15 protein-coding genes are annotated in these 16643 nt (G+C 61.6%); 9 read left to right on the forward strand and 6 right to left on the reverse strand.

What is annotated here, in order from left to right; translation table 11 throughout:
- Positions 1–4: 4 nt before the first annotated feature.
- From EN990_RS01385 to EN990_RS01405, 5 genes are all read right to left on the reverse strand, one after another.
- Positions 5–967 carry a Gfo/Idh/MocA family oxidoreductase gene (locus EN990_RS01385; protein ID WP_127368991.1) on the reverse strand — a complete coding sequence of 321 codons (963 nt, stop codon included), beginning with the start codon at positions 965–967 and terminating at the stop codon, positions 5–7.
- Between the two features lie 11 nt (positions 968–978).
- Complete coding sequence (locus EN990_RS01390) at positions 979–3522, reverse strand: ATP-binding cassette domain-containing protein (RefSeq protein ID WP_127368992.1); 2544 nt, start codon at positions 3520–3522, stop codon at positions 979–981.
- A 116-nt stretch (positions 3523–3638) separates the two neighbouring features.
- Positions 3639–4658 (reverse strand): sugar ABC transporter substrate-binding protein, encoded by a 1020-nt coding sequence (locus EN990_RS01395; protein WP_013530435.1) that lies wholly within the window; start codon positions 4656–4658, stop codon positions 3639–3641.
- A 158-nt stretch (positions 4659–4816) separates the two neighbouring features.
- A complete protein-coding gene (locus tag EN990_RS01400) occupies positions 4817–5755 on the reverse strand; it encodes a threonine/serine dehydratase (RefSeq protein ID WP_013530436.1) in 939 nt (312 codons plus the stop codon).
- Positions 5745–6812: a succinylglutamate desuccinylase/aspartoacylase family protein gene (locus EN990_RS01405; RefSeq protein ID WP_127368637.1), complete on the reverse strand. Its 1068-nt coding sequence runs from the start codon at positions 6810–6812 to the stop codon at positions 5745–5747. The genes EN990_RS01400 and EN990_RS01405 overlap by 11 nt, the downstream gene beginning before the upstream one ends.
- 130 nt (positions 6813–6942) lie before the next feature.
- Between EN990_RS01405 and EN990_RS01410 the strand changes: the two genes are divergently transcribed.
- The 6 genes from EN990_RS01410 to EN990_RS01435 all read left to right on the forward strand — a co-directional run bounded on the left by EN990_RS01410 (position 6943) and on the right by EN990_RS01435 (position 13334).
- Positions 6943–7728 (forward strand): IclR family transcriptional regulator, encoded by a 786-nt coding sequence (locus EN990_RS01410; RefSeq protein ID WP_013530438.1) that lies wholly within the window; start codon positions 6943–6945, stop codon positions 7726–7728.
- 130 nt (positions 7729–7858) lie between these two features.
- Positions 7859–8608: a GntR family transcriptional regulator gene (locus EN990_RS01415; protein ID WP_027160933.1), complete on the forward strand. Its 750-nt coding sequence runs from the start codon at positions 7859–7861 to the stop codon at positions 8606–8608.
- Positions 8609–8676: 68 nt separating this feature from the next.
- Complete coding sequence (locus EN990_RS01420) at positions 8677–10209, forward strand: putative N-acetylmannosamine-6-phosphate 2-epimerase (RefSeq protein WP_127368636.1); 1533 nt, start codon at positions 8677–8679, stop codon at positions 10207–10209.
- A gap of 82 nt (positions 10210–10291) precedes the next feature.
- Positions 10292–11587: a sugar ABC transporter substrate-binding protein gene (locus EN990_RS01425; RefSeq protein ID WP_245460931.1), complete on the forward strand. Its 1296-nt coding sequence runs from the start codon at positions 10292–10294 to the stop codon at positions 11585–11587.
- Positions 11588–11643: 56 nt separating this feature from the next.
- Complete coding sequence (locus tag EN990_RS01430; RefSeq protein WP_127368634.1) at positions 11644–12510, forward strand: sugar ABC transporter permease; 867 nt, start codon at positions 11644–11646, stop codon at positions 12508–12510.
- Positions 12511–12512: 2 nt separating this feature from the next.
- Positions 12513–13334, forward strand: coding sequence for a carbohydrate ABC transporter permease (locus EN990_RS01435; RefSeq protein ID WP_024503976.1), 822 nt, complete (start codon positions 12513–12515; stop codon positions 13332–13334).
- On the opposite strand, the gene EN990_RS35345 is transcribed toward EN990_RS01435, so the two are convergent.
- On the reverse strand, positions 13331–13504 hold the full coding sequence (locus EN990_RS35345) for a hypothetical protein (RefSeq protein ID WP_164752743.1): 174 nt from the start codon (positions 13502–13504) through the stop codon (positions 13331–13333). The genes EN990_RS01435 and EN990_RS35345 overlap by 4 nt on opposite strands.
- Positions 13505–13836: 332 nt before the next feature.
- Here EN990_RS35345 and EN990_RS01440 point away from each other — a divergent pair, with 332 nt between their 5' ends.
- The 3 genes from EN990_RS01440 to EN990_RS01450 all read left to right on the forward strand — a co-directional run bounded on the left by EN990_RS01440 (position 13837) and on the right by EN990_RS01450 (position 16623).
- Positions 13837–14826 (forward strand): ABC transporter substrate-binding protein, encoded by a 990-nt coding sequence (locus EN990_RS01440; protein ID WP_013530444.1) that lies wholly within the window; start codon positions 13837–13839, stop codon positions 14824–14826.
- Positions 14827–14939: 113 nt separating this feature from the next.
- Positions 14940–15806: an ABC transporter permease gene (locus EN990_RS01445; RefSeq protein ID WP_024503974.1), complete on the forward strand. Its 867-nt coding sequence runs from the start codon at positions 14940–14942 to the stop codon at positions 15804–15806.
- 13 nt (positions 15807–15819) lie between these two features.
- Entirely contained in the window at positions 15820–16623 is an 804-nt protein-coding gene (locus EN990_RS01450) for an ABC transporter ATP-binding protein (protein WP_013530446.1), read from the forward strand.
- The last annotated feature ends 20 nt before the right edge of the window (positions 16624–16643 follow it).

Here is a 16643-nt window from a genome sequence, read left to right on the forward strand (position 1 = left end):
TCTCTCATCGGATGTGCCAATCTTCGACCGGTTCGCGCAGGCCTGATTTGACGCTGCGCAGGATTGCATCATTGACGGCGACGGCGCGCAGGGCGTCGTCGAGCGGCATCACGAAAGGGGTTTCGTCGCGAACCGCGGAAATGAAGGCGTCGGGCTGCGACCACTGTCCATGCGATAGGATACGTAGACCGTGGTCGCGCACGTCGAGATCGATCATGCCTTCGGTGCCGATGATTTCCGTGCGTGCCCAGATGCCGGTCGGAATGGTCGGTGGCAGCGTCCAGCCGAAGTAGAGCTGTCCGCTCATTCCGTTCGACAGCTCGACGGTGGAGAAGATCGCATCTTCGGATCGAACCCCGAGCGAAGGCATGAGCTTGGCGACCGGACGGGAGTAGACGGCGATGATGTCCGAACCCGAGATCCATTGCAGCGCATCCACGTCATGCACGCCGAGGTAGAAGCAGACGCTCGAATTTCCGTTCATGCGAAGACCGACTTCGCGATTGGTGAACCGGCCGCTGCTGCCGTGGATCGGCTCGCCGATCCGCCCGGATTTCACCGCTGCCGCGGCTTCGCAATAGCGCGGGTCGAACCGCAGGATGTGGCCGACCAACAGACGCGCGCCGTTTCTCTCCGCCGCTTTCGCAATCGCCTTGGCAGCGGAAAGATCATGAGCCATCGGTTTTTCGAGCAGCACCGGCTTGCCGGCATCGAGCAGAGTGCGGCAGACGTCTTCATGCAGCGTATCGGGTGCCGCCACTATGTAGGCGTCGACGGCATTGGCAGTCAGCGCGGCGGCGGCATCGGTGAAATGCCGGACGCCGAAATCGGACGCGGCCTTGCTTCCCGAGGCAGCGTTCGGATCAACGAATGCCGACAGTTCCGCGACAGGGCTGGCGGCAACCACCTGCGCATGCAGGAGGCCCATGTAGCCGGCACCGACGATGGCGATCTTCAACTTGCTCAAAGGGTTTCTCCTCACAGGCATGGTGCAAGGTTGGATGCTGGCCGGGGTGAGCAGGCTGGTGGTGTGATCGTGCGATCACCAAAGGCCAGCGTCATTACGTCTTCTTCCGTCGCCCCACGCGCCAGCGTGCCGACAGAGTGGCCTTCGCGCATGACGACGATGCGGTCGGCCACGCCGAGAACCTCGGGCAACTCGCTCGACACCATGAGGATCGCCGCGCCTTCGGCCTTCAATCTTGCGATCAGGTGATGGAGTTCGGACTTAGCGCCGACGTCGACGCCGCGCGTTGGCTCGTCGAACAGGATGATCTTCGGCTTGGTGGCAAGCCATTTGCCGATGACGACCTTCTGCTGATTGCCGCCCGAAAGTTCGATGGTCATCTTGTCGGGCTGGGCCGGCCGCACGCCGAGTGAGCCGATGAGATCGCGCGCGAGAGCCAGGATGCGGCGAGGTCTGAGCAGGCCGAAGTGACTGTTGTCGCGAATCCAGGCGAGGGACAGGTTATCCCTGATCGACATCGTGCCGACGAAGCCTTCCAGATGCCGATCTTCCGGTATGTAGACGATGCCGGCGCGATTGGCGGCCTTGGTGTCGCCGCCGGTCTGCTGCCCGCCGAAAATTCTGAGCGTGCCGCCATGCATGGGATCGAGGCCGGCAATCAGCCTGAGCACTTCGGAGCGGCCGCTGCCCATCAGGCCGGCGAGCGCGACGATTTCGCCCCTGCACACGCTGAGCGTGGCCGACTTCAAGAGCTTGCCATCGGAAATGTTGCTGATCTCGACCGCGGTTTCGCCGACTTGCGCTTCGAGATAGGGGAAGATGTCGCCGACATCGCGCCCGACCATCATGGCGACGATCTCGGCCTCGCTGGTCTGGCTGGTCTGGCGCTCGCCGATGAAGCGTCCGTCACGCAGAACGACGACGCGGTCGCACTGGCTGAAGATCTCTTCCATCTTGTGCGAGATGTAGAGGATGCCGGCGCCGCGAGCTCTCAGCCTGTCGATCAGGTCGTAGAGCTGGTCGCGCTCGCGGTTGGAGAGCGCGCTGGTCGGCTCGTCCATGATGAAGAACCAGGCATCGGACAGAACGGCACGGGCAATTTCCACCATCTGCCGGTGCCCGACGGAAAGCGTTCGCAGCTCCGCGGCAATGTCGATATCGAGCGACAGCTCGTCCATGATGGCCTTCGCATCGCGCCGCATCCGGGCCCGGTCGAGAAATCCCAGGCGGGTGTGCGGTTCGCGGCCGATGAAGAGATTCTCCGCCACCGTCAGGTCCGGCGAAAGGCTGAAATGCTGATGGATGACGCTGATGCCCTTGGCATCGCTGGGGGAGTGGAACTGGACGGCGTTGCCGTCGATGACGATCTCACCCTCGTCCGGGCGATGCAGACCAGAAATGCACTTCACCAGTGTCGATTTCCCGGCCCCGTTCTCGCCGGCAAGTCCCACCACCTCGCCAGCCGAGACGGCAAAGCTGACACCGTCGAGTGCCTTGACGCCCGGAAAAGACTTGCCAAGCCCGCGCAAGGCGATGCTGTGTTTGCCGACCGATGTTGCGGCGGTGTTGCGGGGCGACGGGGTGGACTTGCGGCCACCGGTCTTGAACAAGGCGGCGACACTCTCCGGCTGGCTGGTGAGAACGGCCACCAGAATGAGGCTCGCGGTCACGAAATAGATCAGGATCTGCGGCACCTGCAGGAAGGACAGGCCGGTGTTGATGACGCCCAGCAGCAGCGCCCCGATCGCCGTTCCCCAGATCGAGCCCTGGCCGCCGGAGAGTTTCGTGCCGCCGATGATCGCGGCTGTGATGGCTGTAAATTCAAGGCCGGTGCCGGCAAGCGGCTGTGCCGAACCAAGGCGGCCGATGGTGAGGATCGCGCCGAGCCCGGCTGTCGCACCGGCAATCAGGTAGACGGAGATGCGCACGAGGTCGACGGGAACCAGAGAGGCCCGCGCCGCCCCCGCATTGCCGCCGATCGCATAGATCCAACGCCCGTATACCGTTCGATTGAGCACGAACCACCAGAGGCCCAGGCAGATGGCGGCGATGATGACGGAGACCGGCAGCAGGCCGATTGTCTCGCGTCCGGCGAAAAGCAGGACCGGATCGGCGACCGCGATGCTGGATGCGCCGGAGAGACTGAGCGCCAGGCCGCGCGCGAACGCCATGGTGGCGAGCGTTGCGATGAAGGGAGAGATGCCGGCAAAGCCGATCAGCGCTCCATTGAGCAGACCTATCGCGGCACCGCCACCGATCGCGGCGAGAAGGCTCAGGCTCGCCGAGCCGGTTGCCGTATAGGCAAGACCCGCGGCGATGCCGGAACAGGCGAGGTTGCTGCCGACGGAAATATCGATGCCGCGCGCGATGATCACGGCCGTCATGGCAAAGGAGATGAGGGCGATGACCGCACTCTGCTGCGCGATGCTGACAAGGTTGCCGGTCGACAGAAAGCGCGGATCGATCCAGCCGAAGACGGCGATGGCGACCAGCAGCACCGCGATGAGAACCGGTTCGTTGCGCCGTAGTAACGGAGAGGTCCAGGACTGGAACATGGGTCGGTCCTCTTATCGAGCATCATGCGCGGTCACCACGGAAGCGGCGACGGCGATCGTCAGGAAAAGGGGACGCCGGATGACATGTCATCCGGCGCTTGAGCCGCTTTAGGCTGTTACTTTGCCAGGGTCATGGCGGTCGCCGGAACCTTGGGACCGAGTTGCTCGGTATAGTTCTTGGCTTCCACCGCCTCCTTGTCGGTGTTGATGTATTCGAAGGTGAGGCCATCCGCCTTGAGCTTCGCCGCCGTCGCATCCGAGGTCACGAAATAGGTCGGCATGTAGAGATCCTGCGGCAGCTTTTCGCCGTTGGCCAGGCGAGCGGCAACGGCGATGTTCCAGTAGCCGACACGATAGGCGCCGGTCAGCACGTCCATCACCATCTTGCCGTCGTCGATCAGCGGCTTCATCTCGGCGTCGCCGTCATAGCCGCCGTAGAGCAGCTGGGTTCCCATCGAACTGGCAACGGAATCGGCTGCCAGGCAAAGGCTGTCGGAGATGCAGCCGATGGCCTTCAGGTCCGGATAGGTGGTGAGCCATGTCTGGGCGGCATTCGTTGCCTTGGCTGCGTCCCAGCCGGTCGGCTCGATGCCGACGACCTTGATGTCCGGAAACTCCTTTTTCAGGGTTTCGACAAAGCCTTTTTCGCGCGTGTCGGACACGAAGTTGCCACGCGAACCGACGAGCAGGGCGACTTCGCCCTTGCCGCCAAGCGACTTGCCGAGCGCGCGGGCAACCATCGACATGTTGTCGTAGTCCGGATAGAGCGTCGAATAGTTCGAGCCTGCCTCGACCTTGTTGCCCATGGTGATCACCGGAATGCCGGCGGCGGTGGCTTTCTGGATCACCGGAATGACCGCGTTCTTGTCGATCGGATCGATCAGGATCGCGCTGACGCCCTGATTGATGAAATTCTCGATGATGCTGACCTGTTTTTCCAGGCTACCCTCGGCACTCTGCCAGGTGGATTTCACCCCATAGTCGGCGGCAGCCACGTCGCCGGCTTCCTTCATGCGGACAAAGAAGGAGTTCTGCAAGTCGATTGCCGCAAGTCCAAGAACCTTTTCCGCGGCAAGCGAGGGCGTTGCGATGGCGAGTGCAAGCAGAGCAATGGATGCTTTCAGGGAAATGCGCATGTTTCAGTTCTCCTCTTGTTGCGACAGGACGATTCTTCGCCTCTTTTTCATGTCCCGCACGACGACCGTCCCAGCGACAGGCATTCCGGCGGTATTCCGCGGCACTCGTGCCGTATCCATGTCGGGCCGCGTCTTGCGTGGACCGGCCTTTCTCGACCTCAGCCGTTCAGGCCTTCGACACCGGCGCCGCAGACAAGCCCGGCGATGCGGGCGCCGCGCGGTGGCTTGAAAGCTCCGCTCATCAACGCGGCCAGCGATGCCGCGCCGCTGAGGTCGGCGGCGATGCCGAATTCGAACCAGAGCAATTCAGCGGCTTTCTGCATGTCCGCATCCTCGACAAGGACGATGTCGTCGACGTGCTTGGCGACGATCTCGTAGATACTTTCGTCCGTGCGGCCGCAGGCCATGGTCGCCACCTTCGTCGTTATCTCGGGCAAGCGAACGACACGGCCGGCAGTCAGGGAGGCGTGAAGGGTCGGTGAACCGGTCGGCTCGACACCAACGATCCTGGCGTCGGGTTTGACGTGCTTCAGGACTTCGGACATGCCACTGATGAGGCCGCCTCCGCCGATCGCGACGATGTAGATGTCGGCATCGGGAATCTGGTCGACCATCTCCAGCGCCACGGTTCCCTGGCCGGACACGATCTGCGCATCGGCGAAGGGATGCATGTAGAAGGCGCCGCGCGCTTTTGCCTCGGCCAATGCAGCCTCATGCGCTTCATCCCAGACCTTGCCTTCGAAGCGAACGTCAGCGCCCCATTTGCGCAGCTTTTCCGCCTTCAGCGGGCTTGCATTGTTCGGCAGGTAGATGGTGGCGGGAGCGCCGGCCCGGGCAGCCACATAGGCGGTGGCCAGGCCGTGATTGCCGCCGGATGCGGCGACCAGTCCGTTTTCGATCCGGCCCGGCTCGAGCGTTTTCACCCGGTTCGTGGCGCCCCGGATCTTGAAGGAGCCGCTCACCTGGAGGCATTCGAGTTTCAAATAGACATCATTTTGGAGGTTCGCGCCCGTGGCATGGTCGAGCTTGACGACCGGGGTGCGCCGTATGAAGGGGGCAATGCGCCGGGCAGCCGCCATGATGTCTTCATGGCTCATCGGTCAGTGCCTCCGGATATTCGTTGGCCAGCACGAAACAGCAATTCCCCGGGCGCACGCGGCCGGGTTGACGCTTGGCGAAAACGATGCCGTCGATGGGGTGAAGGAGATCGATGGGCGCGCGCGACGGCGTGTGGAGGAAGTGAATGCGTCCGGCAAGGTCGCCTTTGCTGACGGCACTGCCGAGCGGGCTCAAGGGTTCGAAGACACCGTCCTCCTCGGAAAGCAGATAGCCTTCGCTTCCGGGCACCTTGAGCACGCGTGCGTTGGCGCCAGGGGCAATGTCAGGCGCGCCCTTCAGGACGCCTGCATGTTTCAGCACATTGCGGATGCCCCTGCGGCAGATGGCCAACGCATCCGGACTGACAAGGCCGCCGCCGGCCATCTCGCTGCCGATGACGATCAGCCCCTGGTGATTGGCGGACGCGGTCGAGGTCCGGGTTTCACCGAGATTGTCGACCATGACAACGGTCGGCGCCCCGAAGGCGAGCGTCGCCTTGATGTTCTTGCGATGCCCCTGCGCGGTCGGGGAGGGCTCGATGATCGCGCTCGGCAGGATCATCAGGGACGAACCGCCGGAGTGGAGATCCAGGAAATAGTCGGCCTTCGGAAACAGGATGTCATGCACATAGGCCGCTATCTGGCTTGTCAGCGTGCCGTTGAAATCGCCTGGAAAACTGCGGTTGAAATTCAACCCGTCGATCGGGGAGGTGCGGGTGCCGGCCTCGACGGCCCGAATGTTGATGGCCGGAATCGCGATGATGCGACCGGCTATATCCCGTGGTTCGATCTCGCGCAGAAGCTCGCCGAGCGCGATCGGCCCCTCATATTCGTCGCCATGGTTGCCGCCCTCGATCAGGACCGTCGGACCGTCGCCGTTCTTGATGACGGCGAGCGGAACGCGGACCGTGCCCCAGGCATCGTCGTGCGGCGATTGAGGCACATGGAAGAAGCCGATCTGCTTGCCCTCGCGATCGAAATCGACCGACGTGTAAACACTGTTGTTCCGGGGCGTGATGGTCGCGCGGACAGTGTTTGCTGGTCTCTGTACGGTCATTGGTCGGCCTCGAAATTCATTGTCCCCGTCATCATGACAGTTTTATATATGGTGTCAAGTTTGGATATAAAACCAATGGCAATTCCGATTTCTTGTCTCTATCGTGCGTGGACCACCGGGGATTCTTCGAATGGCAGATGACGCAAAAGAGAGTGGCAAACCGACCTATTCGGCCCCGGCGCTGACGAAGGGTCTGGATGTCCTGGAGCTGCTGGCGGAGGCGCGGGCGCCCTTGACGATGAAGGAGATCGCGGAAGGCCTCGGTCGTTCGAAGAATGAGATTTTCCGGATGCTGATCGCGCTCCAGGAGCGTCAATATATCGAGCGCAACGCCGAGACCGACGCCTATTCGTTGACCGACAAGCTTTTCAAGCTGGGGCTGCACACGCCGAGCGCTCAGGATCTCATGTCCGCCGCAATGCCCGAGCTGACGCGGATTGCCGGGGACTCAAATCAGTCGCCGCACCTGGTCGTCTTCAATCATGGCTTGACCGTCGTGACCGCGGCCGTTCCCGGCGGCGAGGACATGGCGTTCACGCTGCGCCTCGGCTACGGCCGCCTGGCCACCGACGCGACCTCCGGCCATGTGATCCTTGCCTTCCAGCCGCCAAAGGTCGCGACGCGGATGATCGACGAATGTGCGGCACATTCGCCGGCGCCGCTGGATCGAGAGGCGCTGGAAAAGCAGCTTCGTACCATCCGCGCGGACGGTTACTGGATGCGCGAGAGCCGTGATTTCGTCGGCATCACCGATATCTGCTGTCCGGTCATCGGACCGGACGGCAGCGCCGTCGCCTCCATTATCGTCGCCTATATCAATCGCCATACGCGTGAAAGCCGCCATGCCTTTACTCTGGAGGTCCTGCGTGCTGCCTGCGATCGCATCTCCATGAAGCTGTCACCGCGGGTTCGCTGAGGGGTCGTGGTGCGCTGACGGCGCAGACGAGGCACCGCCCGCGGGACGTTTGCACCGGATTGATAATACCAGTATGGGTCCAGTCAGGAATGTTTTGATCCTGGGTGCTTCTCGCGCGGGAGGAAGAGCAATGACAACCGTGAACCTGATCGGGCTTGTCAGTCGGGAGATGGAAGCGACAGCCTCCGATGTGCCGCTTTACCGACGGTTGAAATCGGCGATCGAGGCAGCGATCCGTTCCAACGCTTTGAAGGCCGGCGCGGTTCTGCCGGGCGAGCGGGTTCTGGCGGAAGCCCTGTCGATCTCGCGTGTCACTGTGAGAAAAGCTCTGGCGTTGCTCGAAGAGGAAGGGCAGCTCAATCGCCGGCATGGTTCCAAAACCGAGATCGGGTCGCGGGTCGAAAAATCGCTTTCGACGCTGACGAGCTTTTCGGAGGACATTCTGGCGCGCGGCCTGAAGCCTGGATGCCTATGGCTTTCCAAACAGATAAGCCGTCCATCGCCAGCCGAAATGATGGCTTTGGGTATTGCCGCAAACACCAATGTAATCCGCATGCGCCGCGTGCGGACGGCCGATGGCGCGCCGATCGCCGTCGAGGTCTCGGCCGTGCCGGTTCGCTTCCTTCCTTCGCCCGAGATGGTTCAGGACTCCCTCTATGAAGCGCTAGATGCACGCGGCTTCCTGCCTCAGAGGGCAATCCAGCGCATGCGCTCGCGCGGCGCATCGCTGGAGGATGCAAGACACCTTCATTGCGAGATGGGCGCACCGCTGCTGATGACCGAGCGCCGCTGCTTTCTCGCCGACGGACAGATCGTGGAATACTGCGAGACACGCTACAAGGGAGACGTCTACGACTTCGTCTTCGAGCTGCAAAGATAATACCAGTTATGAACTGGTTGTAATCTGGTATTTTCCATTTATCGTGATGGCGACAGGGGAGTGCCGACGTGCAGCGGGAAGACATCGCCAACAGTCTCATCGTGTCCTGCCAGCCGGTTCCCGGCGGCCCGATGGACAGTGCGCAATTCGTGACGGGCTTTGCCAGGGCCGCTCTTGAAGCCGGAGCCAAGGCCCTGCGCATCGAATCCGTGCCCTATGTCGCGGCCGCCCGCCTGGCCGTCCGCGAGCCGATCATCGGTATCGTCAAGCGCGATCTGACCGACAGCCCCGTGCGCATCACGCCCTATCTGGCCGATGTCGAGGCGCTGGCCGAGGCGGGCGCCGATATCATCGCTTTCGATGCGACGGACCGTGTCCGTCCCATTCCTGTCGAAGCGCTTGTGAAAGCCGTCAAGGCCAGGAACAAGCTGACCATGGCCGATTGCTCTTGCCTTGACGATGCGCGCCGGGCCCTTGCCGCGGGTGTCGATTTCGTCGGCACGACGCTTTCCGGCTATGTCGGCGGGCCGGAGCCGGAGGATCCGGACATTGCCCTCATCGCTCAAATGCGAACCCTGAGCCCCTACGTCATCGCCGAAGGGCGTATCCGGTCGCCGGAGCAGGCGGCCGCCGCCGCGCGCGCCGGCGCCTGTGCCGTGGTTGTCGGATCGGCGATCACCCGTACCGAGCACGTCACCTCGTGGTTCCACCAGGCGATTTCCGGGGCCTATGCGGCAAGGGGCACGCAAACCGTGCTTGGCCCAACCGTGCTGGGCATCGACATCGGGGGAACCAAGACCATGGCCGCGCTGGTCAGCGGCGGCAAGGTGGTCGAGGACATGATCGTGCCTACCGCGCGAGAGGCTGGACCCGACGCCTGGCTGGCATCCCTTGCGCAAAGCACGTCAGCCTGGTCAAGCCGCTTCAGTCGTATCGGTATTGCGGTGACGGGGCTGGTGCACGATGGACGCTGGTCGGCGTTGAATCCGGCGACGCTTGGCATTCCCGACGGCTACCCGCTGGTCGAAAGGGCATCCGCTGTTTTCGGCAAGCCCGTCTGTGCGTTCAACGATGCCCAGGCAGCCGCCTGGGGCGAATACAAATTCGGCGCCGGGCAAGGTTGCGACATCGTCTTTCTGACCATCTCGACCGGAATTGGCGGCGGCATCGTTTGCAACGGCCGATTGCTGTCCGGTCTTGCCGGTCACTTCGGTCTGATCCGTGGTTTGTCTGCAGACCAGGCCCCACTCGAAGACAGCACCTCCGGCCGCTGGATCGCTTCGCAGGCCCTCAAAGCCGGCTTCAAGGCCGATGCCGCCGATGTGTTCGGGCGTGCGCTGAAGGGCGAGGCCTGGGCCGACGCCATCGTCTCGCGGAGCGCCTCGCGGGTCGCGACGCTGTGCCGGGACATTCAGATGATGTTCGATCCGAAATCGATCGTCATCGGCGGCAGCATCGGTCTTGCCGATGGCTATCTCGACCGGGTGCGCGCGCATCTGGGCGAGGTTCCACCGCGCCTTTCCTCCAATCTCGTTGCGGCGAAGCTCGCGGGCCACGCCGGCGTCATCGGTGTTGCCGATCTTGCCGAATGGGCAAGGTAGCGGCGCCGCCGGTCATGCCATGCAAAAATCATCAAAAAAGAAGGGAACGATCATGAAATTGAGCAGGACGTCTTTTGCGCTTATGGCCACCCTCCTCGCGGGGACAGCTTTGCCGACCTTTGCCAACGCAACCGTGACCGTGCTCGGCTGGCCTGGCGGGTCCGAGGAAACCGCACTGCGGGCAACCGTGGAAACCTATAACAAGCAGGCAAGCGATGCCGACAAGGTGGAGCTGCTGTTCTTCAACCGGGAAGGCTTTTACGACAAGCTGCAGGCTGACATGGCGGCCGGATCCAGTGCCTTCGACGTGAACCTCGTCGCCACCTACTCGCTCGGTCGCTACGCGCCCTATATGGAGCCGGTCGATCTTGGCACGGACGCGGTCAAGGTTTTCGGCGAATCCGTTCTCAAGACGATGCAGTTCGACGGCAAGCAATACGGCGTGCCGACAGACCTTTCGTTGCACTTCATGTACTACCGCAAGGATCTCATCGACGCCTTGATCGGGGATGACGCCGCCAAGAAGACCTATGGTGAAATCGCCCAGAAATATCTCGGCAAGCCGCTGCAGCCGAAAGACCCGGACAGCTGGACCTGGGACGACTGGGCGGCCACCGCCCTCTATTTCACCAAGCAGGTGAACCCCGACAGCCCGGTGCGTTATGGCACGGTCCTGCAGATGAAGAACCTGCTGTTCAACATGATGGTCTTCCAGTCCCTGCCGCGCTCCTACGGCGGCGACTGGATGAACAAGGACGGCAATGTCACGGTGGATTCCGATGCCTACAAGACAGGCCTCGAACTCTACAAGAAACTCTATGATGCCGGTTCTTCGCCCAAGGATTCGCTGAGCTACGAATATGCGGAAACCAACGCGGCCTTCGCATCCGGCCAGGCCGCGACGGCGCTGCAGTGGAATGCCGCGGCGGCGGATCTGACCAGCACCGAAAAATCCCCGGCCGTCGCCGAGGTGACCGGGATCGTCGCGCCACCGGCAGGTTCCGACGGACGCGCCGATCATATCCACGGCCTTGGTTTGGGCCTTAACAAGAACGCCAAGAACAAGGAAGGCGCCGTCAAGTTCCTGAAGTGGCTCGCCACCGAGGATGCGGCCTTGCTCTATGCGCGCAGCGGCGGTTCGCCGGCATTATCTCCCGATGTCGTCGCCAAGGTTGCGAAGGAACGTCCCGACCTCGTCAAGCTCGGCGAATTCGCCAGCAAGTACGGCTATGTCATGACCGGAGCGACGTCCGCGAGTGCGCTCCCGGTCTATGAACTGCAGGCAAAGGAGTTCACCGGCTACTGGTCCGGCCAGCAGAGCCTCGAGGATGCGCTCGCCCACACCAAGGCGGGCATGCAGGACCTTCTCAAGAAATGAACCATTTGCCGGACGCCGGGTCGAGGCTCGGTGTCCGGCGCGTTTGGCGGATCGACATGGCCCTTGTGACACGTGCCGAAGGCAGGATGTATCTGACGCCGCTGGTCGGCTTCCTGCTGCTGTTCCTCGGCTTTCCGGCGATCGTCAACCTGATCTATTCCGTTTCGACCGTTACATTCGAGACGCTGCGCAGTCCGGTGTTGAGTGGTTTCGCCAACTATGTCGCGGTGTTGAACGACCGCGAATTCTGGAGCTCGGCCTGGTTCTCTCTGCGCTTCGGTATTCTTACCGCATCAGCGGAATGTCTGATCGGTCTTTTCCTTGCCATCTTCCTGGCGCCGCTTCTGAGCAAGCGCCCAGTTCTGATGGCGCCGTTGATGCTGCCGCTGATGGTCGCGCCGGCCATGGTCGGTCTCATGTACCGGCTGGTGCTGCATGAATTCGCGGGCCCCGTCCCCTACTATCTCTTCGAATGGTTTGGCGACAGCCCGGCCTTCCTCGACATCGACAATGCCTTCCGCACCCTTGTCGTCGTGGAGACGCTGCAATGGACGCCTTTCGCCTTCCTGCTCTTCTACATGGCCTATTCGGCCATACCGCTCGACGTGCGCGAAGCCTCCTCGCTCGATGGCGCATCACCGTTTGAGATCGTCCGGTGGATCGACCTGCCATTGATGAAGCCGACGCTGGTCATCGCGTTTTTCATCCGTTTCATCGACGGTTTCCGGGTGTTCGACAATGTCTATGCATTGACCGGCAGTGGTGCAGGAGGTTCAACGACGTCCTTGTCGATCTACATCTACCAAGCCTTCTTCAAGGAAGGGGCTATTGGCAAGGCGGTCGCCGCCTCGGTTGTCCTGTTCATGGCGTCGTTCATCGTTCTCCACTGCCTTAACCGGCTTGCCGGCCGCAGGAAGCGTTGACGATGGCCGGGGCACTGCGCTGGATCGTTTTTGCCATCGCCGTGCTGGCGATGAATTTCCCCATTATCGTGACGCTGATCACATCGCTCAAAAGCCAGCGCGAGCTTTCGACGAACCCCGGTTTGTGGATCAGCCAGCCGACGCTCGACAACTATCTGGAGGTCCTGACGCAGACCAGCCGCTTCAACATCTATGCCTATCTGCTGAACAGCACCGTGGCGGCGCTGATCGGAACCGGCCTTGCGATCGTGCTCGCGTTCCCGGCTGCCTATGCGATCGCGCGCAGCGAGGCGGGAAAGCGCTTGGTCCTGCCGATCGTCATCAATCTTCGCGCCGTGCCGCTGATCATCTTCGCGATCCCGCTTTACATGATGTACCAGTGGCTGGGCCTGCTCGATACGCGGATCGGGCTCGGGCTCATCCTGACCATCGTCAACGCGCCGCTTGCACTCGTCATCCTGGTGAACGCGATTTCAGATGTACCAGTCGAACTCGACGAGGCGGCGAAAGTCGATGGCGCAAATTCCTTGCAGGTGATGATGATGATCGTCCGGCCCGTCATCCGACCGGCGCTGGTCACAACCTTCATCTTCGGCTTCATCACCGCCTGGAACGAATTCCTCTTCGGCCTCATGCTGACAACCAGTCGTGCCGTGCCGATGACGGTCGGCGCATCCTTCTTCTTCGCCGCGAGCGGCGGTGGCGTGAAATGGGGAACCGCTTCCGCGGTCATGATGCTGGGCGCCTTGCCGCCGGCATTGCTGGGTCTTGTGATGTATCGGCAGATATCGGGATCCATGACCGCTGGGGCGGTCAAAGGCTAAAGCAAGAAGAAGTTCGTCTTTCCGACAAATTGGACAACCCAATCCGACAGCGCCAGCGCACTTGTCAGGCCAGGTGACTCGATTCCGAAAAGACGGATCAGCCGTCCGGACGGATCAGCCAGAATGTCGAAATCGCCGAACTGCAACCCGTTCGTTAGGCCGTAGCCCACAATAGCTCGGCTCCAGTTCCCCCTCTCTCAGCCCCGGCCAATAGATGGCGCGTAAAATGGTGTGGCCTCGGGCTGGCCGAGGAAGGAAGAAATGGTGCAGCTTGCTGATGGCGAAATCGCGATGGCGCAGACGCAGCGCAGTCTGGTTAGGTCCAGCCTAAGCCGAACTACTGAAAATCATAATTTGTGCAGCGCACCCAACGTGCTTTGCTCCGCCATCGGCTGAAAGAAAACAAGAAAAGAACGTCAGGCGACAGGCTTCGGCGATGCCTCCGGAGCGGGTTTCGTTCGGGCCGGGATAACGCCCGACTTCAGAAAAACAGGGGAACGTGATGACGACAATAATCTCGAAGTTTCGCCGGGCCGCGCTGGTGGCCGGCATTGCGCTCAGCGCCATATCGGTGAGCCTCCACGCCGAAGCTGGCAGCTTGAAACTGGGCATGACGACCTGGGTGGGGTACGGACCGCTCTTCCTTGCCCGTGACATGGGTTACTTCAAGGAAGGTGGGCTCGATGTCTCGCTTGAGATCATCGAGGAAGCATCGCTGTATATGGCGGCTGTTGCCGCCGGCGAGCTCGACGGCAGCGCCTCGACCGTCGACGAGATCATGAAGTATCGTTCGAAGGATGTTTGCTTCAAGTCGGTCTATGCGCTGGATGACAGCCATGGCGGCGATGGCGTGCTCGCGCCCAGCGGGGTCAAGAGCATCGCCGACCTCAAAGGCATGGACGTAGCGCTGAACGAGGGTTCAGTGTCGCAGTTCTGGTTCAATATCCTGCTCAAGCAGGCCGGTCTCACCCAGGCCGATGTGAAGATCACCAACATGACGGCAGACGATGCCGCCGCCGCCTTCATGGCCGACCGCATTCCCGTTGCCGTCACCTGGGAACCGCATCTGACGCTGGCCAAAAAGGAAAACAAGGGACAGGTGCTGATCGACTCCTCCAAGACACCCGGCTTGATCGTCGATGTGGTGGCGCTCAACTGCGACTACATCACGAAGAACCCCGGAGATGTCGAGGCGCTGGTGAAGGGCCTCTACAAGGCCAACGAGTTCATCAAGGAGAATCCTGAGAAGGCGTATGAGGTGATGGCCAAAGGCGTCGGCGGCTGGCTGAAGGATCCGAAGGACTTCGCTTCCTCGGCCGCTGGCGTGAACTTCTACGGTAAGCAGCGCAATGCCGAATTCTTCGCCGGTGGCGAGACTGGCGAAGCCGGCAAGCTGATCAAGCTGGGCGGCGATATCTGGGGCGGCTTCGGCAAGCTCAAAATGGACGTCAAGTATGACGACCTCGTCGATACATCCTTCCTTGGGAAGTAGCTTGGCCTTGGAAAGTAGCTTGGCCTGCGAAGTAATTTGACCTTGCAAAGTGATTTGGCTGAACCGGAGGCGGACCTCGCGCCTCCGGTCCAAGCGGCCCAAAAGGGTATCCCGTGACACTAGCACCGAACACGAGCTCTCTGGTCAGCAATGGCGTGACCGCGAGAGTTGAAGAAGGTCAGGCCGGTCGATCCGTCCTGAAAGTCATCGCCACACCGTTTCGGGCTGTGCCGCGCTCTCTCTCCATTACGCTCGGCTTCATGGTCTGGATCGCCGTCATCGGCGGCTGGTTCGCGCTGACCTATTCCGGAGCGGTCAAGGAAATGTTCCTGCCTCGCCCCGAATCCGTGTTGTCCACCACCATCAGCATGGCGCTTGACGGGTCGTTGTGGGAGCATGTTTTCGCCAGCGTCCAGGTGGTGTTGATCGGCTTCGTCCTTTCGAGCATCGTTGCGGTGCCGCTTGGATTGACGATGGGCACCTATCGCATCGTCCAGGCCGTTCTCGAACCGTTGGTCAATTTCATACGCTATCTGCCGGTGACGTCCTTCGTGCCGCTTTTCATCCTGTGGATCGGCATCGGCATCGAGCAGCGCGTTGCCGTCATCGTCTTCGGCGTCTTCTTCCAGCAGCTCGTCATGATCGCCGACAGCGCTCGCAGCGTCCAGCGCGACCTTGTCAACGCAGCCTATACGCTCGGCACGAAACGAGGCGACACGGTCTTCCACATCGTCTTTCCGGCCACGCTTCCGAGCGTGCTGGATGTGCTGCGCGTCACCATGGGCTGGGCCTGGACCTATCTCGTCGTGGCCGAACTCGTCGCCGCCCGCAGCGGACTTGGCTACATCTCGCTCAAAGCCATGCGCGGCTTTCAGGTCGACGTGATCTTCATGGCCATCGCCATGATCGGCATCCTTGGTCTTTGCACCGACCAATTGTTCCGGGGCATCCGCCGCCTCGTCGCTCCCTGGGCCAATTGAGGAACACGCACACATGGACGCCCTGAATCTTACGACGAAACCAAAGAGTTCCGACATAGGCATCGACAATGTGGTCCTGCGCTACGGCAAGGGTGACAATGCGGTGCTGGCGCTGGATGGCATTTCCTTTCACGTCGTGCCCAACGAATTCTGTGTGATCGTCGGCCCATCCGGCTGCGGCAAGTCGAGCCTGCTTTATCTCGTCGCCGGTCTTGAGGAGCGCACCGGCGGCATGATCGTAGTCGGCGGCAAGCCTGTTACCGAGCCGGGCCCGGATCGCGGCATGGTGTTTCAGGCATATACGCTGTTTCCCTGGCTTACGGTGGCGCAGAACGTCGAATATGGCCCGAAGCGGAAGGGCATTGCGCCGGCCGAGCGCAGGGTCATTGTCGAGCATTTTCTCCACGAGGTCGGTCTGGCAAAGTTCGCCAACCATTACCCGTCTCAGCTGTCGGGCGGCATGAAGCAGCGCGTTGCGATTGCGCGAGCGCTCGCCAATGATCCGGACGTGCTGCTGATGGATGAGCCTTTTGGAGCGCTCGACAGCCAAACCCGTCACAGCATGCAGAAGCTTTTGCTGAGGATCTGGGATCATTCCAAGAAGACGGTCCTATTCGTTACCCATGACATCGACGAAGCGATCCTGCTGGCGGACAGGGTGCTCGTCATGTCCGGCCGGCCCGGTCAGATCAAGAAGGAAATCCGCGTAGGCCTCCCGCGTCCACGCAGCATGGATCTGGTCATGGAGCCGAACTTCATCGCCATGAAGCGGGAGATCCTCGAGCTCCTGAAGAATGACGAAGACGACGAGCACTAATGCATGTCGCTCAAAAGTGA

The sequence above is a fragment of the Mesorhizobium sp. M7A.F.Ca.US.005.03.1.1 genome, from assembly GCF_003997975.1.
GTDB lineage: Bacteria > Pseudomonadota > Alphaproteobacteria > Rhizobiales > Rhizobiaceae > Mesorhizobium > Mesorhizobium ciceri.

Coding starts and splice junctions, on each gene's coding strand:
- EN990_RS01390 (WP_127368992.1), bottom strand. CDS start 3,522: ATGTTCCAGTCCTGGACCTCTCCGTTACTACGGCGCAACGAACCGGTT.
- EN990_RS01395 (WP_013530435.1), bottom strand. CDS start 4,658: ATGCGCATTTCCCTGAAAGCATCCATTGCTCTGCTTGCACTCGCCATC.
- EN990_RS01400 (WP_013530436.1), bottom strand. CDS start 5,755: ATGAGCCATGAAGACATCATGGCGGCTGCCCGGCGCATTGCCCCCTTC.
- EN990_RS01405 (WP_127368637.1), bottom strand. CDS start 6,812: ATGACCGTACAGAGACCAGCAAACACTGTCCGCGCGACCATCACGCCC.
- EN990_RS01410 (WP_013530438.1), top strand. CDS start 6,943: ATGGCAGATGACGCAAAAGAGAGTGGCAAACCGACCTATTCGGCCCCG.
- EN990_RS01415 (WP_027160933.1), top strand. CDS start 7,859: ATGACAACCGTGAACCTGATCGGGCTTGTCAGTCGGGAGATGGAAGCG.
- EN990_RS01425 (WP_245460931.1), top strand. CDS start 10,292: ATGGCCACCCTCCTCGCGGGGACAGCTTTGCCGACCTTTGCCAACGCA.
- EN990_RS01430 (WP_127368634.1), top strand. CDS start 11,644: ATGGCCCTTGTGACACGTGCCGAAGGCAGGATGTATCTGACGCCGCTG.
- EN990_RS01435 (WP_024503976.1), top strand. CDS start 12,513: ATGGCCGGGGCACTGCGCTGGATCGTTTTTGCCATCGCCGTGCTGGCG.
- EN990_RS01440 (WP_013530444.1), top strand. CDS start 13,837: ATGACGACAATAATCTCGAAGTTTCGCCGGGCCGCGCTGGTGGCCGGC.
- EN990_RS01450 (WP_013530446.1), top strand. CDS start 15,820: ATGGACGCCCTGAATCTTACGACGAAACCAAAGAGTTCCGACATAGGC.